The sequence below is a fragment of the Endothiovibrio diazotrophicus genome (assembly GCF_054657215.1).
In genome coordinates, this window is the sequence record NZ_BAAHXB010000098.1 from 1 (window position 1) to 21,273 (window position 21,273).

Consider the following 21,273-nt stretch of genomic DNA (forward strand, 5'->3'; position numbering starts at 1 on the left):
TATCACGTCGTCTCCCCGTTTTTCTCCGTCGAAGAGAGATTCGAAATGTAGTCCATTCCCTTGTGAAGGATGCGCACGATCTCGATCGTGGCGCTGGCGCCGGCTTGGTAGAAGATGATGTGGCTTCCTTGCGGGAATCTTCGGTAGCCGGGTTTGATCTCGTCGCATGCCGTTCCGAGGGACGGGGATTCACCCAGCGTGTGGAAGTGGTCGTCCATCTGCTTGAGGTAGCGGTTCCGCTGATCACGTCCCCATCTTCGTTGGGTATGGCGGGCAATCTCCTTCAAGTCGTTTTTCGCCGCGGCCGTGAGCTTGAAGGGGGGCATCACCGCTCCTCGTCGTCCAGCTCCGCGATCAGCGCTTCATGGCTGTACTCCACCAGGCCGCTCCGCTCGCCCTCGTCGAGCAACCGTCTGAGGCGCTCCTGTTTCGCTTCGTTGTTTTCCAGCAGTCGCAGCCCGGCCCGTACCACTTCGCTGGCCGATCCGTAACGGCCGCTCTTCAACTGTCCGGCGATAAAGCGGTCGAAGTGATCGCCCAGGGTGATGCTGGTGTTCTTGGCCATGTCACGGCGCTCTGGGTACCAATTATGGGTATATGGTGGTATGGGGTGGGTGGGACGTCAATCATCGGCACTACGGGGATTATCCCGGCCGATAGTTGGGGATTGTCAGGCGCCATAGCCCAGGGAGGCCTGCACGCAGCGGAGCTGGCCGTAGTCGTAGCGCCCCTCGAACCGCTCGAAGACCGGCTTGAGGGCGAGGCGCTGCTCCTCCGGCTGGTCGAGGATTGCCGCCTCGATGGCGCGCAGCTCCGCCTCCTCCAGGGCGAGCACCTCGGTCACCTCCAGCTCGCCGGCGCCGATGGCGGCGGCCAAGTGACTGAAGATGGTGGGGGCCTTGAGGTCGCGCTCGGTGGCGATGGCGTCGATCCCCTTGCCCTGGCGGAAGAGGTCGAGGGTGAGCTGTTCGGTGTCGGAGAGTTCCGCGTTGCGCGGCGGCAGCGCCGGGGCGCGGTCGGGGGCCGCGCGGAGCTCGCCGCGGCGCTCGGCGTGGACGTCGAGCACGTCGAGGAAGGCCTGGCCGTAGCGCTCCAGCTTGCGCGCGCCGACCCCGGAGACCTCGCCCATCTGGACCATGGTGCGCGGGCGGCGCTCGATCATCTCCAAGAGCGTCGCGTCGTGGAAGATGACGTAGGGGGGGACCCCCTGCTCGTCGGCCAGCTCGCGGCGCAGTTCGCGTAAGGATTCGAACAGCTCCAGCGCCTCGCCGTCGCGCGGCAGCTCCGGGCGCAGCCGCTTCTCGGCCCGTTCGCGGGCGGCCGCCTTCTTCGTCTTGGCTGGGTCCTTGCGCAGGCGCAGCGGCTGCTCGCCGCGCAGGATCGGGCGGGCCTTCTCGGTCAGGCGCAGGCCGCCGTAGCCCTCCACGTCCACCTCCACCAGACCGGCGGCGACCAGTTGGCGGAACACCGAGCGCCACTGGGTGGCGTTGAGCTCGCCGCCGATGCCCCACACCGAGAGCCGGTCGTGGCCGAAGCGCCCGGTCTTGTCGTTGGCCTTGCCGAGCAGCACGTCCACCAGGTGGCCGACGCCGAAGCGCTGGCCGGTGCGGTAGATCGCCGAGAGGGCCTTCTGCGCGGCTTGCGTGCCGTCCCAGGTCTCCACCGGGTCGAGGCAGGTGTCGCAGTTGCCGCAGGGTTCGATGTGCTCGTCGCCGAAGTAGGCGAGCAGCACCCGGCGGCGGCACTCGGTGGTCTCGCAGTAGCCGAGCATGGCGTCGAGCTTGCGCGATTCGACCCATTTGCGCTCCTCGGGGGCGTCGCCGGAGGCGAGCATCTGGCGCAGGGTCACCGCGTCGTTGAGACCATAGGCGAGCCAGGCGTCGGCGGGCAGGCCGTCGCGCCCGGCGCGGCCGGTCTCCTGGTAGTAGGCCTCCATGCTCTTGGGCAGGTTGAGGTGGGCGACGAAGCGCACGTCGGGCTTGTCGATGCCCATGCCGAAGGCGACCGTGGCGACCATCACCAGCCCCTCCTCGCGCAGGAAGCGCTCCTGGTGGCGGCGGCGGGTCTCGGCGTTGAGGCCGGCGTGGTAGGGGAGCGCGTTCCAGCCCTGGCCGCGCAGCCACGCGGCGGTCTCGTCGACACTCTTGCGGCTGAGGCAGTAGACGATGCCGGCGTCCCCCTTGTGCTCCGCCTCCAGGAAGGCGAGGAGCTGCTGGCGGCCGTTGTTCTTGGGGACGATGCGGTAGCGGATGTTGGGACGGTCGAAGCCGGAGATGAACTGGGCGGCCTGCGCCAGGCCGAGCCGTTCGACGATCTCGTTGCGGGTCGGGGTGTCGGCGGTGGCGGTGAGCGCGATCCGCGGGATCTCCGGGAAGCGCTCGTGGAGCGCGGCGAGCTGGCGGTACTCCGGGCGGAAGTCGTGACCCCATTGGGAGACGCAGTGGGCCTCGTCGATGGCGAACAGCGCCACCGGGGCGCGGTCCAGCAGGTCCATGAAGCGGGGGGTCATCAACCGTTCGGGGGCGACGTAGAGGAGATCCAGCTCGCCGCGCAGGAACTGCCCCTCGATCTCGCGGGCGGTCTCCATATCGAGGCTGGAGTTGAGAAACGCGGCGCGCACGCCGAGCTGGCAGAGCGCGTCCACCTGGTCCTGCATCAGCGCGATCAGCGGGGATACGACGATGCCGACGCCGGGGCGGAGCAGGGCGGGGATCTGGTAGCAGAGCGACTTGCCGCCGCCGGTGGGCATCAGCACCAGGGCGTCGTGGCCGGCGGCCACCGTCTCGATGATCGCCTGCTGGGAGCCGCGGAACGCCTCGTAGCCGAAGATCTCGCGCAGGATGGAGAGGGGGGAGGGGTCCATGGGCGGCGATTATACCCCGCCCGCGCCGCTCGGGCGGCGCGGGCGGGGGGAAAGCGACGTTTTCCGATGAGATGTCAGAGAAGTCTGATCGATGCTGAAGGCGGGTATCTGTTCAGCTTGCGAAAGGGTTGATGATCGTCAACCCTTCAATCCGCTGTTGGTGCTGCAGGTCTTCCGAGCGCCGGGCATTGCGCTCCTCCCGCGAGGGGATCTCCACCCGTTCCACGTCGGCAATGGCAAAGGCGGGTCGGGCAGGGAGGGCGCTTTCGGGGTCCTCGTCCAGTGGCCAGAGGATCAGCTCGATGCGGCGGTGGCGCAGGGCTTCGGGCACGGGGATCGAGTCGGGGGCGTCTTCGTAGATCTGGCGGAGCGGCTGCATGGGAGGCTCTTCCGGGAACGTGGGTGCCTGCAAACATACCACCCGTTTCGGCGGGTGCAAACGGCGGGCGCGCAGCGCCCGCCGTCAGAAGGTGACCCAGCGGCTCTTCAGCGGGGTGGGGTTGGTCGGGGTGACGAAGGGGGCGTGGTTGGGCTCGACCGAGATGATCAGCTTCTTGCCCACCAGGTCCTTGACCATCTGCTGGCCGAGGTCCACCGTCCGCTCGCCCGCCTCGGGCATGATCGCCACCGCGCGGTAGCCGTCGTCCCCCTCCAGGTAGAGGCGGCACTGCCGGTCGGCGCCGATGTGCTGGTGGTGGACGGCGCGCAGCAGCATCTGCCCTTTCTCCCGGTTGGCGGTGAGCACCCAGTCGGCCTGGCCGGCGGGGGTCTCCAGCAGCGCCACCGCCTCGATCACCGGGGTGGGCTGGGCGGCCGGGCGCAGTGCCACGGTGAGGGCGATCAGCAGCGCGGCGGTGGTGGCCAGGCCGAGGCCGCGCCACAGCGCGACGCTGCCCCACAGGGCGGACCACACCGAGCGGTGCGGGGCGCCGTCGAGACGTCGCTCGATCCCCTTCCAGACGGAGGCCGGGGGCGTCGCCGGCGGGGCCAGTTCGGTCATCGGCAGCAGCCGGCCCTCCCAGTCGGTCACCGTGGCGCGCAGCCGGCGGTCGCCCGCCAGGTGGCGCTCGAAGCGGGCGCGGGCCCGGCCGCGCAGGGTGCCCAGCACGTACTCGGCGGCCAGCGCCTCGTGGCATTGTTCGAACCGCTTGCTCATTCCAGACACTCTTTCACCCTCATCAGGCCGCGCCGGATCCAGGTCTTCACGCTGCCCAGGGGCGAACCGGTACGGGCCGCCACCTCCTCGTGGGTGAGCCCTTCGAAGAAGGCCAGCAGGATGCTCTGGCGCTGGTTCTCCTTGAGCGCGCCGAGACACTCCCGGAGGGCCGCGGCCTCCTCGCTGAGGAGCAGCTTGTGCTCCTCCGTGGGGTCATCGGCGGCCACCCGGTCGAAGTCGCCGGGCTCGGCCCACCGGGTCTCCGGCCGCTTGTTGCGGCGCAGCCGGTCGAGGGCCCGGTTGCGCACGATGGTGCTCATCCAGGTCATCGGGGCCGCCACTCCCGCGCGGTAGCTGCCGGCGTTGCGCCAGATGCTCACGTAGGCCTCCTGCAGGACGTCCTGCGCCTGGTCCTCTTGACCCGTTATACGCAGCGCGGCGCCATACAGTTTCGCCGAGGTGAGGGTGTAGAGGCGGTGGAAGGCGTCGCGGTCGCCGAGGGCACTGCGCGCGAGGAGGTCGGTGAGGTGGGTGGCGAGCCGGGCCGGGTCGGCGGTGTCGCTCATCGGGTCACTTCCCTGACGATGGGGCGAGGCGACGGATGCAGGCGAGGTAGGCGCCCTCGTCGGGGGCGCGGTTTTCACTCTGGGCCCGCCACAGCATCTCGCCGAGGCAGCCCATGATACGGTGTTCCGCCTCGTGGCTGGAACCGCTGTGGGAGGCGAGCCGCTGGTAGAGGTCGCGGATTCCCGCCGGGCGGTCCACCGCCAGCTGTTCGCGGATGGAGATGTGCATCCCCATGTGCAGATAGGGGTTCGTCTCCCCCTGGCCGCCGTGGAACTCCTGGTCGATGGGGCCTTCCAGGGCGCGGTGGTACTCCGGGTGTTCGGCGATCACCTCGGCCACCCGCACCTCCAGCGTCTCCATGGGCTCGCCTGTCCGGCGCTTGCGCCACGCCTCGCGGTAGACGTTGCGGTACTGGCCGCGATCGGTGCCGAGGAGCATCGCCCGGCTATTCCGCCGCGGCCGGCGATGGGGCGGCCAGCGACGGGGTGTCGGCCGGCGGGCTGCACTCGCCGAGCTGGCGGTAGGCGGCGGTGAAGCCGATCAGGCTGAAGGTGTAGTGGCGCTCGCCGCCGGCGGTCAGCGGGGCGGTGACGGTGACCTGGCCGCCCAGCTTGAGCTCGCGGATGTTGGCGGTGAGCGACAGGTGGCGGGGATCGAGCAGGTTGGCGTAGGCCGGCTTGGCGGTCTTCTCGTCGACCGCCAGGGTGGCGTCGGCGATCCGCGCCGGGTCGAGATCGTCGCCGCCGCTGTCGAGGCGGATGTCGAAAGGACGGTCGGGATCGCCGTTGCCGACCAGATAGAGTCGCGGCGGGGTGTCGTCGTCGTCGGAGTCGATCTCGCGGCTGCGGATGTCGCACTGTTCCCCGTCGGCCAGCTTGAGCAGCTGCCACTTGCCGTAGCTGGCCGTCACTTCAGGCTGGGCGGGGGCCGCAGGGGCGGTCAGCAGTGCGCCGAGGGCGAGCGCCGCAGCGCCGAACGAGGGTTTCACGGAGGGGAACACGCGGTCGTCGTCCTGTTGCGGAGAAGAGTGGGCCATTATACGGGTTCGGCCGGCGCTCACCAGCCGTCGCCGCCGTTGCATCCGTAATTGCTCGTATGTACGAGGCGTTTGACCGAGGGAGTGCCCGGAGGGCGGGTCCCCGTCAGCGGATTCTTACGAAAAAATCGTTGGATTGGTCATACCCCGTTAACCGCATATCGTCCATAATCTCGCCGATTCTTTCTTGTCGTCACTCCTGGGAGACCCCGATGAAGCTCGAAGAGATCCGCCGACTGGCCCGCGACCGGGGCCTGCAGCCCGCCCGACTCACCAAGCGCGAGCTGGTGAGGCTGATCCAGAGCAGTGAAGGCAACTTCGACTGTTTCGCCCGGGCACGGGACGGCCATTGCGATCAGCTGGCCTGCTTCTGGCGCGAGGACTGTTTCGAGGAGGCCGCAGCCGAGGCGACCGAGGCGGCGGCCCCCACCGAGGCGCTGGATCCCGCGCCGCCCGTTGAGCCTGCTCCGGTGGCCGTCGAGGCCGCCCCGCCGGTGAAGACGAGCGTGACGAAGAAGGTGGCGGCGAAGAAGAAGGTCGCCGCGCCCGCGGAGAAGCCGGCGCCTGCAGCCAAGCCGGCCGCCGCTGAGAAGGCCGCTCCCGCCGCTGTCGAGAAGCCTGCCCCCGTGGCCGAACCGGCCGTCGCCGAGAAGCCCGTCCCGGTCAAGAAGGCGGCGACCAAGAAGAAGGCCGCCGCCAAGAAGAAGGCCAAGAAGTAGCGGTGGAGCGGCCCGCCGCCACTCGGCAGGCGGGCGTTTGGCGAAGGGCGCCCTGTTTCCGCATCCTGCTCAGGCCAAGTGCCTACATCCCTGTAGACACGGCTTCCGCGTCCTGCTCACGCCAAGTACCTACATCCCTGTAGGCCGTCGTGGCCCAAGGGGTGCTTCCGCCGGGGAGGTCGTACCTCGCCGTCCGGGTGTCAGTCGCCCCGCCCTCACAAAACACACAAAGAAATTTTCGCCCCACCCCTCGCCCGGCGCGCGAAGCGCAGCCGGGCGAGGGGTGGGGCGAAAATTTCTTAGGCCATGACCACCATGTCCCGCCCGCTCGCCTTGGCCGCGTAGAGCCCGTTGTCGACCCGGTTGAGCAGCTCCTCCAGACTCTCCCCCTCGCGCAGCTCCGCCACCCCGATGCTGACGGTGAAGCGCACCGCTTTCCCGTCCGGGCTCTCCACGATCTGCTCGTGACAGGCGGTGCGGATCCCCTCGGCAAGGGTGTGGGCTTCGGCGGCGGAGAGGTCGGGCAATGCGGCGAGGAACTCCTCGCCGCCCCACCGCCCGACCAGCTCCGGTTCCGGCAGCCGCTCGGTGAGGAGAGTGGCGAAGCGGGCGAGCACCGAGTCGCCGGCCAGATGGCCGTGGGTGTCGTTGATCCGCTTGAACAGATCCAGGTCGAACAGCAGCAGCGAGAGGGTGCGGCGCTCGTCGCTCGCCTCGCGCACCTCCCCCTCCAGCCATCGGGTCAGCGGCCGGCGGTTGACCAGCCCGGTCAGCGCGTCGCGGGTCGCCTCGCGGTAGAGCGCCAGCAGCATGTGCAGTTGAGCCAGCTCCGCCCACAGGGCGATCACCGCCAGCAGCCCCAGCAGCCAGATCTCCCCCAGGATATGGACCTCCCACAGCGTGCCGAAGTAGGCCTCGCTGCCCACCTTCACCATCCCTACCGCCAGGGCGTAGAGGCTCCCCTCCACCAGGGTCAGCGGGAAGATGCCGGCCAGCGCCACCATCAGGTAGGGGAGGAAGGAGTAGCCCACCAGCACGCCGGTCTCGGTGGAGCCTTCGCCGAGCACGTGGCGGGAGGTGACAAAGAACACGGCCGGGATCAGCACCAGCCCGGCGAGCCGCAGCCGGGCGGCCCACAGCGTCTGCTTGTGGCTGTTCCACAGCGCCAGGAAGAGAAAGCCGAGGCTGAAGCCGATGCGCTGGGCGAGGATCGGGTGGAAGGTGCGCTCGTCGAGAAACAGCGCGTCCATCGGCACCCAGGCCAGCGCCAGCACGGCGAAGGCGGCCGCCAGCAGGCGCAGGCGCAGGGTGATGTACTCGGCGCGCGAGCCGGTGAAGTCACGGGAGTGGCCGCTGCACTGGAAGATGTCTTCGAGGCTCTTGCGCCGCGCCCACTGGCGCAGACGGGAGCGGGTACGGCCCAGGGGGGAGGCGGGGGCGGCCATAGGGCAGTCGAAACCTTTCAGTTTCCAGTGAAATCAGCAGGTTGAACGTGGCGGTTCCGCGGACGCATGGCAGTGCGGAGTGCGGACACGGCGTGGAGGGCGATGATACCGCTTTTTTACCTTGAATATTCGGTGAATGCCCCGGCGGCCTGTAGGAAAATGACTGATGGTGTGGTTTTTCCCGCCGAACGGTGAAGCGCCGCCACCACCCGCCCGAACGCCTCCGCCGAGAGGGTGTGGCTCTCCCCCCGGTAGTCGAAACGGCGCTCCGCCAGCACCTCGCGCAGCACCGGCTCCAGCACCACCGCGGAGGCACTGCCGCCTTCGGAGGCGAGCCGCTTGAACTTCCGGGTGATCCCCGGGCACTCGTCCGCCTTGCCCGGGACGTTGAGCAGATTGCACAGTACCGATGTATCGATCAGCACGATGGACATCAGCGGTCCTCCCCGCCCATCCGGGCCAGCCATTCGCCGGCCATTCTTTTCCGTTGGCCGGCCGTCAGGGGGTGCTTCGCGTAGCGGTCGATCAACCCCTCGCTGAGCAGTTGACCGAGGGGGCCGCGGGCCACCAGTCCGGGGTAGTCGTCGATATCGGAGACCCGCTGCAGCCGGATGTCGCCCCGCTTCGAGTCGCGGTAGCAGAACACCGCATCGTCCACCGCCTCGTCCGGCAGCGCGTCGAGCAGGGCCGGATTGTGGGTGGTGATCAACAGGCGCAGCCGGCGCCGCTCGGCGTGCGCCCGCATCGCCTCCAGCAGATGGTGGGCCTGGCTCGGGTGGATGCCGTTGTCCACCTCCTCGATCACCACCATGGAGTCCTCCGGCGCCGCGAGCAGGGTGCCGTCCGAGAGCAGCGGGGCGTCCCACTCGCGCTCCTCGTTGCCGAAAGTCTCCACCAGGCTCACCATCACCTCCGCGCGGCGAGTCTCGTAGAACGCGAGCCTGCGGATCTCCTGCTCGGTGAGGGAGGTTGCTGACGAAATCGAGGATGTGCCGGCGGTTCTCCCGGCCCTTCCACAGGGAGAAAAGCACGCTGCTCAGGTTGCCGCCGTCGCCGCTCAGCGAAAGGTCCGAGATGAAGCGGTAGCCGCGCATCCGCGAGGGCTCCGGGGCGAGGAACAGGATGTTGGTGAGCAGCGCCTGATAGGCGCGGGAGGTGGCGGGGATCTCCCGCCGCGAGCGGGTGTGGATGCGGTCGAGACGGGCCTCCGTGCGGCGACAACGTTATCACACGCAGGCCGCTGCGAGGCGCCGCCAAGCCCTGGGTTCAGAGGCCGGGACAACGTTGCCGGATCACCCCCTCGCCGAGCCGGCGGTGCCGTTCGGCCGGGCGCGGCGCGGGGTTTTGCGGCGGTGCCTCCGTTCGCGTCGGCGCGGTAGCGCCGACCTACGCCTGCCGGCGGCGCTTGCGCGCCGGTTGGCGCGGCCTTTCGCTCCGCGCGTCGGGGTTCCGGTGCGGCGTCGCGGGGGGGCAGCCGGCGGCGGCCGGTGAGGAGTTGTTGGAGGAGGGCCTGTTTCTCTTCGCGCAACTTGTTCAGTGGTCGCTCCAGGTTTTCGACCATGCGGTCGGTGGCGTTGAGAACGGCGGCGATTCTCTCTTGCTCGGTGTGGTCGGGGCAGTAGATGGTCAGTCCCTTTACGTCACTGGAGTTGATGGCGGGGTAGTTGGAACCCACTACCAGCGAGTTCAGTTGGTCGGAGATATGCGGGCCGTAAGTGGACCCGGCGGCCGCCGCGGTGCTTGCGGAAGAGTACGCCGTGGGGGACGATCACCGCCATCCGTCCGCTGTCGGGCTTGAGGGTCTCGATCATGTGCAGGATGAAGGTGTAGTCGCCGCGGGTCTTCGGCGGCAGGCCGTGGCGGAAGCGGCCGTAGGAGCGGCCCCGAGGCCGCGATGGCGCCCTTGCGGATAACCCCCGGCGGGTGATTCAGGCCGCGGGACTTCGTGGCATCGCGGCCTTGGGGCCGCTCCTACAGGGGGCGGGTGGGGGGCCCCCCGAGGGGGGCACCCCGGGGGGCTCAGCTCGGGGTGCTGCCGGCGCGGTTGCCGCCGCCGGAGCGGCGGCGGCGCTGCGGCTTGTGGTCGCGGTGGGGGGCCCGTTCGTCGTGGTGGCCGCGGGGTTCGCGGTGGCCGCCGCGCTCGTCGCGCGGGCCCTCCGCGCCGCGGCGCTGACCGCCGCCGCCGCGGCGGCCGTTCTCGATCGGTTCGGGCTTGATCGAGGGATCGGGCTCGAAGCCGGGGATCACCGTTTTCGGCAGGTCGCGCTTGAGCAGCCGCTCGATCCCCTTCAGGAGCTTCAGCTCGTCGACGCAGACCAGCGAGACCGCCTCGCCCTCGGCGCCGGCGCGGCCGGTGCGGCCGATGCGGTGGACGTAGTCCTCGGCGACGTTGGGCAGCTCGTAGTTGACCACGTGGGGCAGCTTGTCGATGTCGATGCCGCGGGCGGCGATGTCGGTGGCCACCAGGGTGCGGATGGTGCCGCTCTTGAAGTCGGCCAACGCGCGGGTGCGCGCCGACTGGCTCTTGTTGCCGTGGATCGCGGCGGCGGTGATGCCGTCGCGCTCGAGCTGTTCGGCGAGCCGGTTGGCGCCGTGCTTGGTGCGGGTGAAGACCAGTATCTGGCTCCAGTCGCCCTCGCTGATCAGCTTGGAGAGCAGCTCGCGCTTGCGCGCCTTGTCCACCGGGTGGACGGTCTGGCCCACCTTCTCGGCGGCGGTGTTGCGCCGCGCCACCTCGATCAGCGTGGGGTTGTCGAGGAGCTTGTCGGCCAGGGTCTTGATCTCGTCGGAGTAGGTGGCCGAGAAGAGCAGGTTCTGGCGGTCGTGGGGGAGCAGCTTGAGCACCCGGCGGATGTCGTGGATGAAGCCCATGTCGAGCATCCGGTCGGCCTCATCCAGCACCAGGATCTCGATCCGGTCGAGCGTCACGGTGCCCTGGCCGGCGTGGTCGAGGAGCCGCCCGGGGGTGGCCACCAGGATGTCGATGCCGCGACGCAGGCGGTCGATCTGCGGATTGATGCCGACCCCGCCGAAGATCACGGTGGATTTGAGCCGCAGGTACTTGCCGTAGGTCTCGACGCTCTCGCCCACCTGGGCGGCCAGCTCGCGGGTCGGGGTGAGGACCAGGGCGCGGGGGTGGCGCGGGCCGCGGCGCTCCTGCTCGCGCTCCAGTAGCTGGAGCATCGGCAGGGTGAAGCCGGCGGTCTTGCCGGTGCCGGTCTGGGCGCCGGCGAGGATGTCGCGTCCTTCCAGGATCACCGGGATGGCCTGGCGCTGGATCGGGGTCGGGGTGTCGTAGCCCTGTTCGGCCACGGCACGCAGCAGTTCGGCCCGCAGGCCGAGGGATTCGAAGGTCATGGGGAGTTCCGTTGTTGGCCTGCCCGTAGTGATGCGGGGCCGGTCCAGGCGAGGATGGGTCGAGTCGTTCGAGGGAGCGTGAAGGTCAACCGCGAGACGGGACGCCGACCGGATGGCGTCGCGGCGCGAAGGATACCGTAGTCGATGGCGGGGCGCACGCCTCGCGCCGACGGCCTCCGTGGCGATTGGGTCAATGGTGGGTTGTAAGGGGGGGCGAGGCGTTTCATCGGGCCGCATCATGCGTTGCGGGTCGGTGGGGCGCGTGGGGGTGGCCTGCAACGGGAACTCGGTCCTCGGCAAGAGCGGCACCGTCTGCCGCTGCGTCGGCCATAGCGCCATCCCGTTCGGTGACGCCAGCGGGATGAATGCGGACATTGTGGATTACTTCGCCCATACGCCGGTGACCGGGGGTTCGAAGCCGGTCCGGAACGGCTTCGCGGTGCTGAGCCTGAACCGGGACGGCAGTCTCCGCGAGACGTTCTACGAGGTCACCGAGAGCGGGGCCTGCACGGCGGTGTGGTCTTCGTCCGCGGGTTGATCGACGGCGGCCGTGCCCCCGTTCGGCACGACGCGGAGCGTCGAAGAGGGGCGTTCCCACGCGGAGCGTCGAAGAGTGGCGTTCCCACGCGGAGCGTGGGAACGAGAGGGGGTAGAGGAGCTCGGTGTGCTCTGGTGCTCGGTACTCTGGTTACGACGCTACTCTGGTTACGACGCTCCGCGTCGTAACCGGGGCCCTTGGACGCTCCGCGTCCAGACTACGGGGTCGCTCCGTTGGACAGGGGGGCGGAGCGAGAGGAAAACGATCACGCAGCGCTCGCGGAGGCGCAGCGTTCGCAGAGTGGCTATTTCTCCGCGTCCTTTGCTCCTCTGCGAACGCTGTGTGATCTCCTACTCGTATTCGGTCTTGTCCTTGAACTCGCACAGATCCTCGATCAGGCACGCCCCGCAGCGCGGTTTGCGGGCGAGGCAGACGTAGCGGCCGTGGAGGATCAGCCAGTGGTGGGCATCAATGAGGAACTCCTTGGGCACCAGCCGCAGCAGCCGCTTCTCCACCTCCACCACGTTCTTGCCCGGGGCGATGGCGGTGCGGTTGGCGACGCGGAAGATGTGGGTGTCCACCGCCATGGTGGGGTGGCCGAAGGCGGTGTTGAGGATCACGTTGGCGGTCTTGCGGCCGACCCCGGGCAGTGCCTCCAGGGCGGCGCGCTCCTCCGGCACCTCGCCGCCATGCTTCTCCAGCAGCAGCCGGCAGGTCTTGATCACGTTTTCCGCCTTGGTGTTGAACAGCCCGATGGTCTTGATGTACCCCTTCAGCCCGTCGACACCGAGGTCGAGGATCGCCTGCGGGGTGTTGGCCACCGGGAAGAGTTGGGCGGTGGCCTTGTTCACCCCCTTGTCGGTGGCCTGGGCGGAGAGGACCACCGCCACCAGCAGTTCGAACGGGGTGGTGTACTCCAGTTCGGTGGTGGGGTGGGGGTTGGCCTCGCGCAGGCGGCGGAAGATCTCGGTGCGTTTTTCCTTGTTCATGGCGGCCGATTTTAACCGCAGATTCCGCCGATGGGCGCAGATTCGGAAGCACTTGAAAAATATGCGCCCATCGGCGAAATCTGCGGTTCAATAGGGTCAATACATGATGTCTAGGAGCCTGTCGGGCTATGGGGGATCGAGTCGCGGGAGCAGGAGGGCGGTGCCCGTTTTTCGAAAATTTGAGGAGAAAGGAGAGTAATCATGCCGATGTTGAACGTGCGGACCAATGTGACGGTGAGCGACCAGGGCGCGGTGCTGAAGGCGCTGTCGGCGGAGGTGGCGAAGATCCTCGGCAAGCCGGAGAGCTACGTGATGGTCGCCCTGGAGGCGGAGGTGCCGATGGTATTCGCCGGCTCGGACGCGCCGCTCGCCTACCTGGAGCTGAAGAGCCTGGGGTTGCCGGATGAGCGCACTGCCGAATTCTCGGCGGCGCTGTGCGCGGCGGTGGGCGAGCGGCTGGGGGTGGAGAGCGGCCGCATCTACATCGAATTCGCGAGCCCGCCGCGTCACTTCTGGGGCTGGGACCGGCGGACGTTCTAAGGCGCTAGACTGGAGGGGCGGAGGAGATTTCCGATGAATGAACCAGCCATAAGCTTCGCAACTTACGAAGATCTGCTCCAGGTTCCCGGTCATCGGGTAGCGGAGATCATCAATGGTGCCTTGGTCACCCACCCTCGGCCGGCACCGAGGCATGCCCAGGCCTCGTCCTCGCTGGGCGATGAATTGGTCAGTCCCTTCGGCAAGGGGCGGGGCGGTCCGGGCGGTTGGTGGATTTTCGACGAGCCGGAGCTGCATTTGGGAAGCCATGTGCTGGTGCCGGATCTCGGTGGCTGGCGTCGCGAGCGGATGCCGCGGTTGCCCGATACCGCCTGGTTCGAGCTGCCGCCGGATTGGGTCTGCGAGGTGCTCTCTCCCTCCACTGCCCGCGTCGACCGGGTGGAGAAACTCCCGATCTATGCCGCCAACGGTGTCGCTCACGTCTGGTTGATCGACCCCGAGCTGCGCACCCTGGAGGCCTACGAGAACCGGGATGGCCACTGGTTGCTGCTCGCTGCCTTCGAAAACGACAACCCGGTGGCCGTTGCGCCGTTCGACGCCGTCACCATCGATCTCGGCGTGCTCTGGGCCGACTGAGGCCCGAAGCGCCCCGCAGCCCCTCCGTTTCCCCCTCGCCTTCGGAAACGTTACTCCCCATCCGTTCGGCAGCCAAAATAGACCGTTCGGTCGGTCTCTCCTTGGCCGCCTCCTCGCCTGGCACAATTTAATTAATTATTCAGATTAATTTCATATTCACCTGATAAATATCGCTTTTTGCCGCCCGTTTCGGGCTGCGAGCCGGAGGTGAAGCAGCCCGAAACGGGCGGCAAAAAGCGATTCTGTGTGAGGAAGTCACGGAAGCTTGTAAGAAATGGACTATAGTAGTTTTACGAATATGCCAAGAGGTTTTACCAATGATCTTCGACAACCTAACCCTGCTGGGACTGGCCGTGGCGGTCATCGCCGGGAGTGTCGTGGTGCGGGCAGGGATGGGCGCCTATCTGCAGCACGCGAATCGTCGACGCAAATCGCGCTAGGCGCCCGATTCTTCCATAGTCCGACAGCCTCCTAGACCCGCACGCGATCATCCACGGGGCTCCGAGGTCCTGACGGGCGGGTGATCCGGACCCGCCCGCGAAGGGGGCGCTGCATCGATCCCCCAATCGACCGATTACATCCTCCCCGTATCGGCGGGCCGGCAAGCCTGCCCGTCCGATACGGAATTTTTTTGCCTCCCTTCCGCTGCGCCGTCCCGCCGCGCTGTACGCCTCCCCGCATCGGCCGCTAGAATCCCGGTCTTTCCCCCTATCCCTATGGAAGACGACCAGCCATGCGCGTATCCCGATTCCCCTTCGCCACCCTGAAAGAGACCCCCGCCGACGCCGAGGTGGTGAGTCATCAGCTGATGATGCGCGCCGGCATGATCCGCAAGCTCGCCGCCGGCGTCTACACCTGGATGCCGCTGGGGCTGCGGGTGCTGCGCAAGGTGGAGGGCGTGGTGCGCGAGGAGATGAACCGCGCCGGCGCCATGGAGGTGCTGATGCCGGCGGTGCAGCCCGCCGAGCTGTGGCAGGAGTCGGGGCGCTGGGAGAAGTACGGCCCCGAGCTGCTGCGCATCAACGACCGCCACCACCGTGACTTCTGCTTCGGCCCGACCCACGAGGAGGTGATCACCGACCTGGTGCGCGGCGAGCTGAAGAGCTACAAGCAGCTGCCGGTCAACTACTACCAGATCCAGACCAAGTTCCGCGACGAGATCCGCCCCCGCTTCGGCGTGATGCGCGCCCGCGAGTTCGTGATGAAGGACGCCTACTCCTTCCACCTCGATCAGGACTCGCTGGACGACACCTACCGGGTGATGTTCGAGACCTATTCGCGGATCTTCCAGCGTCTCGGCCTCGATTTCCGCCCGGTGAATGCCGACACCGATTCCATCGGCGGGGCGCTCTCCCACGAGTTCCACGTGCTGGCCGAGTCGGGCGAGGACGCCATCGCCTTTTCCGACGGCAGCGACTACGCCGCCAACGTCGAGCTGGCCGAGGCGGTGGCCCCGGCGGGCGAGCGGCCGGCGCCGGCCGCCGGGATGGCCAAGGTGGAGACCCCCAACCAGAAGACCATCGAGGAGGTCTCCGGCTTCCTCAAGGTGGATCCCAAGCAGACCGTGAAGACCCTGCTGGTCAACGGCGTGGAGGAGGGGAGCGTGGTCGCCCTCTGCCTGCGCGGCGACCACGAGCTCAATGCGATCAAGGCGGAGAAGCTCCAGCCGGTGGCCGAACCGCTGACCCTGGCCAGCGAAGAGGCGATCCGCGCCCACTGCGGGGCCGGTGCCGGCTCCATCGGTCCGGTGGGGCTGAAGGTGCCGGTGCTGGTGGACCGCGCCGCCGCCCATCTGGCCGACTTCGTCTGCGGCGCCAACGAGGACGGTTTCCACCTCAGCGGGGTCAACTGGGAGCGCGACGTCAAGGAGCCGGTGGTGGTCGATATCCGCAACGTGGTGGAGGGGGACCCCAGCCCCGACGGTCAGGGGCGCCTGTCGATCGCCCGCGGCATCGAGGTGGGCCACATCTTCCAACTGGGCGACAAGTACAGCGCCGCGCTCAACGCCACGGTCCTCGACGAGGAGGGCAAGGCGCGGGTGATGAGCATGGGCTGCTACGGCATCGGCGTCTCCCGGGTGGTGGCCGCCGCCATCGAGCAGAACCACGACGAGCAGGGGATCGCCTGGCCGGAGTCGATGGCGCCGTTTCAGATCTCCCTGCTGCCGATGGGGCTGGGGCGCTCCGAGCGGGTGCGCGAGACCGCCGAACGGCTCTACCGGGAGCTCACCGAGGCGGGCTTCGAGGTACTCTTCGACGATCGCGACCAGCGCCCCGGGGTGATGTTCGCCGACCACGAGCTGATCGGCATCCCCCGCCGGGTGGTGGTGGGCGACCGCGGGCTCGGCAAGGGGGAGGTGGAGTACAAGGGGCGGCGCGATGCGGAGAGCCGCAACATCCCGCTGGCCGACCTGATGACCTTCCTGCAGGAGCAGGTCGGTTCCTGAACCCCGCGGTTCGTCCTGCGTAGGTCGGCGCTACCGCGCCGACGCGAACGGGGGCAGCAGCGTGTGAGGCGGGACGCCCATTCCGAGGGTCTCTTCCGTTCGGAGGGCGCCGGGCGAGGTTTCCCGGCGGTGCCTCCGTTTCCGTCGGCGCGGTAGCGCCGACCTACGCCTGAAGCCTGAAGCCATGCACCTCCTCGTCGCCATCTCCGGCCACGGCTACGGCCACATGGCCCAGCTCCTGCCGATCCTCCAGCGGATCCACCATCACCACCCCGAGGTGCGGATTACCCTGCGTACCCCGCTGCCGCGCCGGCTGCTCGCCGAGCATCTCGGCTTTCCGTTCGACTACGGCGAGGCGCAGCTCGACCTGGGGTTGGCGATGGTCGACGCGGTGGAGGTGGCGGTGGAGGCGAGCTGGCGGGAGCACCTGGCGTTCCACCGCGACTGGGAGGCGCGGCTGGCGGCGGAGGTGGCGTGGCTGCGGGCCCAGCGGGTCGACCGGGTGCTCGCCGACGTCCCCTACCTCACCCTGGCGGCGGCGAAGCGGGCGGGGATCGGCGCGTTGGCCCTCTGTTCGCTCAACTGGGCCGACCTGTTCGAGCACTACTGTGGCGATCGCCCGGCGGCGGCGGAGATCGTCGGTACCATGCGCGAGGCCTACGCCTCGGCCGAGTGGTTCCTCCAGCCCCAGCCCTCGATGCCCATGGCGTGGCTGCCCAATCGCCGCGCCATCGCGCCGCTCGCCCGCCTCGGCCGCAACCGTCGCGCCGAGATCGACGTCAAGCTCGGCCTCGGCGGCGGCGAGCGGCTGGTGCCGGTGGCCCTCGGCGGCATCCCGACGCGGCTGCCGGTGGAGCGCTGGCCGGGGGTGAAGGGGGTGCACTACCTGGTACCGCCGGAGTGGGGCGTCGCGCGGGCGGACATCCACCCCTGGGACCGTCTCGACCTGCCGTTCATCGATCTACTGTGCTCCAGCGACGCGCTGATCGCCAAGCCCGGTTACGGTACCTTCGCCGAGGCGGCCTGCAACGGGGTGCCGCTGCTCTACCTGCCCCGCGGGGACTGGCCGGAAGAGCCCCATCTGGTCGCCTGGCTGGAGGCCCACGGCCGCGCCCGGCCGATCACTCGCGAGGTGCTGGAGGAGGGGGCCCTGGAGGCCCCGCTGGCGGCGCTGTTCGATCTCCCCGCGGGGGTGCGCCCGACGGCCGACGGGGCGCGCGAGTGCGTGGAGATTCTGCGTCTATAATCGCTCCTCACCATAACAACTGTTGAGGAGATGGGAGATGAACTGGAACCGACTGATCGGCGGCGTGCTGCTCGCCTGCGGACTGCTCGCCGGCACCGCCCAGGGGGCGGTGCAGAGCAAGGCGGTGGTCTACGAGGACCAGGGGGAGGCGCTGACCGGCTACCTCTATTGGGACGATGCGCTGGAGGGCAAGCGCCCCGGCATCCTGGTGGTCCACGAGTGGTGGGGGCTCAACGACTATGCGAAGAAGCGGGCGCGGATGCTCGCCGAGCTGGGCTACGTGGCGTTTGCCGCCGACATGTACGGCACCGGCCGGGTCACCGACAAGCCCGAGCAGGCGCGGGAGTGGATGCAGGAGGTGACCACCGATCCGGAGTGGTGGCGCGCCCGCGCCTTCGCCGGACTGGCCCAGCTGAAGGCCGCCCCCGGCGTCGATACCGCCAAACTGGCGGCGGTGGGCTACTGCTTCGGCGGCGGCACGGTGATCCAGATGACCTATGGCGGCAGCGACGAGCTGAAGGGGGTGGTCAGTTTCCACGGCTCGCTGCCCGCGGCGCCGGAGGAGGCCAACGGCAAGATCAAGATCCCGCTGCTGATCCTCCACGGCCAGGCCGACAAGATGGTTAGCCCCGATGTGGTGGACCACTTCGAGCAGCGCCTCGGCGAGGCGGGGGCCTCCTGGGAGCTGGATAGCTACGGCGGCGTGCGCCACTCCTTCACCAACCCGGACGCCGACAAGCGCGGCATCGCCAACCTCAAGTATGACGCGCTGGCCGACAAGCGTTCGTGGGCGCGGATGCAGGCGTTCTTCGCCGAGATCTTCTGAGGGGCGCCCCCTCCTGCTGTCCTGGTGTCCTGGTTGCGACGCTCTGCGTCGCAACCAGGACACCTTGGACGCTCTGCGTCCTGCCTGAAGTTGCGGGAGCTATCCGGATGGCGCCGACGCGGAGCGTCCAGGGGAGACGCCGGTGCCGACGTGAAGGCCTGGTTACCACGCGGAGCGTGGTAACCAGGGGTGGTTCTTCCGTTGCTTTTGGGGGATCGGTGGGGTTGGCCGTCTTCAGCGGAAATAGCGGTACCAGAGCGTGCCGATCAGCTCGTGGAGATAGCGCCGGTTCTGCTCCAGCGCCCACGCCGCGGGCAGCCACAGCAGCGGGCCGCGGGTCAGCGCCCCGGGGTGCAGGTAGGCGGTGGGGGCGGGGGTGACGGTGAAGCCCCGGGCCTCGAAGGCAGCCGCGGCGCGGGGCAGGTGCCAGACGTGGCTCACCAGCAGGATGCGGGTGATCCCCGCCGCTTCCAGCCGTTCCCAGGCGAAGCGGGCGTTGTCGAAGGTGTGGCGGCTGCGGCCGTCGGCCCACTTCACCTCGGCATGGAATTCGTCGCTGAGGATCCGCTGCATGAACGCCGCCTCCGAGGTGCCGGTGCCCAGCGGATCGCCGCCGATCACCGCGATCGGCAGGCCGCTGCGCCGTTGCAGCCACGCCGCATAGCGCAGCCGCTCCAATTCGGCGGCGTTGGCGGTGTCGACGCCGCCGTACCCCGGGGCGGAGGGGTAGCGGCCGGCGCCGAGCACGACGATCGCCTGGGCGCGGCTCTCGGCGATCGCCCGGTCGTCCAGCGGCGGGGTCGCCTCCAGGAACTGGGCCAGGGCGAAGGCGGTGAAGGGGAGGCTGGCGAAGTAGAGCGTGACCCAGCCGACGGCGACCAGCAGGTAGCCGCTGCGGCGGCGCGCCCACAGCAGCACGGCGCCGATCAGGGTGAGCAGCAGCGGTCCGGCCGGCGGCAGCAGGACCAGCTCGATGATGCGGGTGGTCTCGACGTTCACGAGCGTCCTCCGACGATGGCGGCGGCCTGCAGGTCGGCGTGGTAGGAGGAGCGCACCAGCGGCGCGCTGGCCACCTGGCTGAAGCCCAGGGCGCGGCCCACCTCGGCCAGCCGTTCGAACTCGTCCGGGTAGACGTAGCGGGCCACCGGCAGGTGGTGGAGGGTCGGTTGCAGGTATTGGCCGAGGGTGAGCATCTCGCAGCCGTGGTCGCGCAGATCCGTCATCACCGCCTCCACCTCGGCGATCTCCTCGCCCAGCCCGAGCATCAGCCCCGACTTGGTGGGCCGCTCCGGGCAACGCGTCTTGAATGCCTCCAGCAGTCGTAGCGAGCCGTGGTAGTCGGCGCCGGGGCGGGCCTGGCGGTAGAGGCGGGGGACCGTCTCCAGGTTGTGGTTGAAGACGTCGGGCGGGGTGGCGGCCAGCAGCTCCAGGGCGAGCGCCTCGCGGCCGCGGAAGTCGGGCACCAGGGTCTCCACCCTGATCGCCGGCACCGCCTCGCGCAGTGCCGCGATGCACTCGGCGAAGTGGCCGGCGCCGCCATCGCGCAGGTCGTCGCGGTCCACCGAGGTGACCACCACGTAGGAGAGTCCCATCGCCTTCACCGTCTCGGCCATCTTGCGCGGCTCCTCGGGGTCGACCGGCTGCGGCTGACCGTGGGCGACGTCGCAGAAGGGACAGCGGCGGGTGCAGACGTCGCCGAGGATCATGAAGGTGGCGGTGCCGTGGCCGAAGCACTCGCCCAGGTTGGGGCAGGAGGCCTCCTCGCACACGGTGTGCAGATTGCCGGCACGCAGCGCCTTGCGGATCCGCTCCACCCCGGCCCCGGCGCCCGCCTTCACCCGGATCCACGCCGGCTTGCGCGCGGGGGCGGTGGTGGGGGCCACCTTCACCGGGATCCGCGCCACCTTGTCGGCCGCGCGCTGGCGTCGCTCGTCACTCATGGGGGATCGCTCGGGTTGGGGGTAGGGTGGCCATTATAGGGGGTCTGCGGTGGGGCCGCTGCGGATATGCCTGCCGGTGGAGAAGCCGTTTTGTTGCACGAAGGGCACGAAGGTTTTTTCGGGTGGGCACTTCGAGTGCTGCGAGGGAGGGCTTTTCAGGGTGTGCCTTCGTTTGACACGGCGCCCACGGGGCGCCCTATAGGGCGCCCCGTGGGCGCCGTGTCAAACGAAACTGCCATCGGTAAAGTTACTCCGGACATGCGAGCGGAAGGCAATGTTTTCGCTCCCTTCGTGGTTCACCCGCGATCCCCATCCACCTCCCGCCAGCCGCCCAGCTCCAGGGTACGGGCGAGGTGGGGGAGGAGGGCGTCGGCGGCGGCGGAGATGGTGGCGGGGCCGCCGAGGTCGGCGGTCTGGGTCATCGCCATGCCGCGCAGGCCGCAGGGGTTGATGCGGGCGAAGGGCGCGAGGTCCATGTTCACGTTGAGCGCCAGCCCGTGGTAGCTCGCCCCGCGGCGCACCCGCAGCCCCAGCGAGGCGATCTTGCGCCCGCCGACGTAGACCCCCGGCGCGTCGGCCCGCGCCGCCGCTTCGATGGCGAAATCGGCGAGCATTCCCACCACCGCCTGCTCCAGGGCGGTCACCATCTGGCGCACGCCGAGGTGGCGGCGGCGCAGATCGATCAGGGTGTAGAGCACCAACTGCCCCGGCCCGTGATAGGTCACCTGCCCGCCGCGGTCCACCTGCACCACCGGGATACCGCCGGGGTCGAGCAGATGGGCGGCATCGCCGTTGCGCCCCTGGGTGAACACCGGCGGGTGCTCCACCAGCCACAGCTCGTCGGCGGTATCGGCGTCGCGCCGGTCGGTGAACGCCTGCATCGCCTCCCAGGTGGGGAGGTAGTCGCGCAGGCCGAGGCGGCGGAGGAGGGGGATCGCCATGGGGACAACTCCGGTGCTCTGGCGCTCTGGTTACGACGCTCCGCGTCGTAACCGGCCACCTTGGACGCTC

General features: G+C 68.9%; 26 protein-coding genes. 8 read left to right on the plus strand and 18 right to left on the minus strand.

Features of this window, described 5'->3' with window-relative positions:
• Positions 1-2 precede the first annotated feature (2 nt).
• The 8 genes from ACYQ2W_RS19525 to ACYQ2W_RS19560 form a co-directional block, all read right to left on the minus strand.
• A complete protein-coding gene (locus tag ACYQ2W_RS19525; protein WP_459870995.1) occupies positions 3-326 on the minus strand; it encodes a type II toxin-antitoxin system RelE/ParE family toxin in 324 nt (107 codons plus the stop codon).
• Positions 326-565 (minus strand): type II toxin-antitoxin system ParD family antitoxin, encoded by a 240-nt coding sequence (locus tag ACYQ2W_RS19530; RefSeq protein ID WP_459870998.1) that lies wholly within the window; start codon positions 563-565, stop codon positions 326-328. The genes ACYQ2W_RS19525 and ACYQ2W_RS19530 overlap by 1 nt, the downstream gene beginning before the upstream one ends.
• Positions 566-670: 105 nt before the next feature.
• Complete coding sequence (recQ, locus tag ACYQ2W_RS19535; protein WP_459871001.1) at positions 671-2,863, minus strand: DNA helicase RecQ; 2,193 nt, start codon at positions 2,861-2,863, stop codon at positions 671-673.
• A 112-nt stretch (positions 2,864-2,975) separates the two neighbouring features.
• Complete coding sequence (locus ACYQ2W_RS19540) at positions 2,976-3,242, minus strand: hypothetical protein (RefSeq protein ID WP_459871004.1); 267 nt, start codon at positions 3,240-3,242, stop codon at positions 2,976-2,978.
• An 84-nt stretch (positions 3,243-3,326) separates the two neighbouring features.
• Positions 3,327-4,019: an anti-sigma factor gene (locus ACYQ2W_RS19545; RefSeq protein WP_459871007.1), complete on the minus strand. Its 693-nt coding sequence runs from the start codon at positions 4,017-4,019 to the stop codon at positions 3,327-3,329.
• The gene (locus ACYQ2W_RS19550; RefSeq protein ID WP_459871010.1) at positions 4,016-4,585 is read right to left on the minus strand and encodes an RNA polymerase sigma factor; all 570 of its coding nucleotides are present in this window, start codon (positions 4,583-4,585) and stop codon (positions 4,016-4,018) included. Before ACYQ2W_RS19550 ends, ACYQ2W_RS19545 begins: the two co-directional genes overlap by 4 nt.
• Before the next feature lie 4 nt (positions 4,586-4,589).
• A complete protein-coding gene (locus ACYQ2W_RS19555) occupies positions 4,590-5,024 on the minus strand; it encodes a DUF1841 family protein (protein ID WP_459871013.1) in 435 nt (144 codons plus the stop codon).
• Positions 5,025-5,031: 7 nt separating this feature from the next.
• Positions 5,032-5,574: a tautomerase family protein gene (locus ACYQ2W_RS19560; RefSeq protein ID WP_459871016.1), complete on the minus strand. Its 543-nt coding sequence runs from the start codon at positions 5,572-5,574 to the stop codon at positions 5,032-5,034.
• A gap of 260 nt (positions 5,575-5,834) precedes the next feature.
• Between ACYQ2W_RS19560 and ACYQ2W_RS19565 the strand changes: the two genes are divergently transcribed.
• Complete coding sequence (locus tag ACYQ2W_RS19565) at positions 5,835-6,341, plus strand: hypothetical protein (RefSeq protein WP_459871019.1); 507 nt, start codon at positions 5,835-5,837, stop codon at positions 6,339-6,341.
• Between the two features lie 299 nt (positions 6,342-6,640).
• Here ACYQ2W_RS19565 and ACYQ2W_RS19570 read toward each other — a convergent pair whose 3' ends face one another.
• The 6 genes from ACYQ2W_RS19570 to ACYQ2W_RS19595 all read right to left on the minus strand — a co-directional run bounded on the left by ACYQ2W_RS19570 (position 6,641) and on the right by ACYQ2W_RS19595 (position 11,143).
• Positions 6,641-7,786: a GGDEF domain-containing protein gene (locus tag ACYQ2W_RS19570; protein WP_459871021.1), complete on the minus strand. Its 1,146-nt coding sequence runs from the start codon at positions 7,784-7,786 to the stop codon at positions 6,641-6,643.
• A 116-nt stretch (positions 7,787-7,902) separates the two neighbouring features.
• Positions 7,903-8,220, minus strand: coding sequence for a hypothetical protein (locus ACYQ2W_RS19575; protein WP_459871024.1), 318 nt, complete (start codon positions 8,218-8,220; stop codon positions 7,903-7,905).
• Positions 8,220-8,693, minus strand: a complete 474-nt coding sequence (locus tag ACYQ2W_RS19580) for an AAA family ATPase (protein ID WP_459871026.1) — start codon at positions 8,691-8,693, stop codon at positions 8,220-8,222. Before ACYQ2W_RS19580 ends, ACYQ2W_RS19575 begins: the two co-directional genes overlap by 1 nt.
• Positions 8,694-8,843: 150 nt before the next feature.
• The gene (locus ACYQ2W_RS19585; RefSeq protein ID WP_459871062.1) at positions 8,844-9,488 is read right to left on the minus strand and encodes a restriction endonuclease subunit S domain-containing protein; all 645 of its coding nucleotides are present in this window, start codon (positions 9,486-9,488) and stop codon (positions 8,844-8,846) included.
• On the minus strand, positions 9,427-9,714 hold the full coding sequence (locus ACYQ2W_RS19590; protein ID WP_459871065.1) for an N-6 DNA methylase: 288 nt from the start codon (positions 9,712-9,714) through the stop codon (positions 9,427-9,429). The genes ACYQ2W_RS19585 and ACYQ2W_RS19590 overlap by 62 nt, the downstream gene beginning before the upstream one ends.
• Positions 9,715-9,805: 91 nt before the next feature.
• Entirely contained in the window at positions 9,806-11,143 is a 1,338-nt protein-coding gene (locus ACYQ2W_RS19595; protein ID WP_459871028.1) for a DEAD/DEAH box helicase, read from the minus strand.
• A gap of 268 nt (positions 11,144-11,411) precedes the next feature.
• Between ACYQ2W_RS19595 and ACYQ2W_RS19600 the strand changes: the two genes are divergently transcribed.
• The gene (locus ACYQ2W_RS19600) at positions 11,412-11,681 is read left to right on the plus strand and encodes a hypothetical protein (RefSeq protein ID WP_459871031.1); all 270 of its coding nucleotides are present in this window, start codon (positions 11,412-11,414) and stop codon (positions 11,679-11,681) included.
• Positions 11,682-12,031: 350 nt separating this feature from the next.
• On the opposite strand, the gene nth is transcribed toward ACYQ2W_RS19600, so the two are convergent.
• Positions 12,032-12,670 (minus strand): endonuclease III, encoded by a 639-nt coding sequence (gene nth, locus ACYQ2W_RS19605; protein WP_459871033.1) that lies wholly within the window; start codon positions 12,668-12,670, stop codon positions 12,032-12,034.
• Positions 12,671-12,871: 201 nt separating this feature from the next.
• Here nth and ACYQ2W_RS19610 point away from each other — a divergent pair, with 201 nt between their 5' ends.
• The 6 genes from ACYQ2W_RS19610 (at position 12,872) to ACYQ2W_RS19635 (ending at position 18,322) form a co-directional block, all read left to right on the plus strand.
• Entirely contained in the window at positions 12,872-13,210 is a 339-nt protein-coding gene (locus tag ACYQ2W_RS19610; protein ID WP_459871036.1) for a phenylpyruvate tautomerase MIF-related protein, read from the plus strand.
• 33 nt (positions 13,211-13,243) lie between these two features.
• Positions 13,244-13,804: a Uma2 family endonuclease gene (locus tag ACYQ2W_RS19615; RefSeq protein WP_459871039.1), complete on the plus strand. Its 561-nt coding sequence runs from the start codon at positions 13,244-13,246 to the stop codon at positions 13,802-13,804.
• Between the two features lie 317 nt (positions 13,805-14,121).
• On the plus strand, positions 14,122-14,244 hold the full coding sequence (locus ACYQ2W_RS19620) for a hypothetical protein (RefSeq protein ID WP_459871042.1): 123 nt from the start codon (positions 14,122-14,124) through the stop codon (positions 14,242-14,244).
• Between the two features lie 293 nt (positions 14,245-14,537).
• Positions 14,538-16,250: a proline--tRNA ligase gene (locus ACYQ2W_RS19625; protein WP_459871045.1), complete on the plus strand. Its 1,713-nt coding sequence runs from the start codon at positions 14,538-14,540 to the stop codon at positions 16,248-16,250.
• Positions 16,251-16,434: 184 nt separating this feature from the next.
• Positions 16,435-17,496, plus strand: coding sequence for a glycosyltransferase family protein (locus ACYQ2W_RS19630; RefSeq protein WP_459871048.1), 1,062 nt, complete (start codon positions 16,435-16,437; stop codon positions 17,494-17,496).
• Positions 17,497-17,533: 37 nt separating this feature from the next.
• The gene (locus ACYQ2W_RS19635; RefSeq protein WP_459871051.1) at positions 17,534-18,322 is read left to right on the plus strand and encodes a dienelactone hydrolase family protein; all 789 of its coding nucleotides are present in this window, start codon (positions 17,534-17,536) and stop codon (positions 18,320-18,322) included.
• 234 nt (positions 18,323-18,556) lie between these two features.
• Here the strand turns inward: ACYQ2W_RS19635 and ACYQ2W_RS19640 are convergent, their stop codons facing one another.
• The 3 genes from ACYQ2W_RS19640 to lipB all read right to left on the minus strand — a co-directional run bounded on the left by ACYQ2W_RS19640 (position 18,557) and on the right by lipB (position 21,203).
• Complete coding sequence (locus tag ACYQ2W_RS19640; RefSeq protein ID WP_459871053.1) at positions 18,557-19,321, minus strand: YdcF family protein; 765 nt, start codon at positions 19,319-19,321, stop codon at positions 18,557-18,559.
• On the minus strand, positions 19,318-20,262 hold the full coding sequence (lipA, locus tag ACYQ2W_RS19645; protein WP_459871056.1) for a lipoyl synthase: 945 nt from the start codon (positions 20,260-20,262) through the stop codon (positions 19,318-19,320). Before lipA ends, ACYQ2W_RS19640 begins: the two co-directional genes overlap by 4 nt.
• Before the next feature lie 296 nt (positions 20,263-20,558).
• Positions 20,559-21,203 carry a lipoyl(octanoyl) transferase LipB gene (lipB, locus tag ACYQ2W_RS19650; RefSeq protein ID WP_459871059.1) on the minus strand — a complete coding sequence of 215 codons (645 nt, stop codon included), beginning with the start codon at positions 21,201-21,203 and terminating at the stop codon, positions 20,559-20,561.
• Between the last annotated feature and the right edge of the window lie 70 nt (positions 21,204-21,273).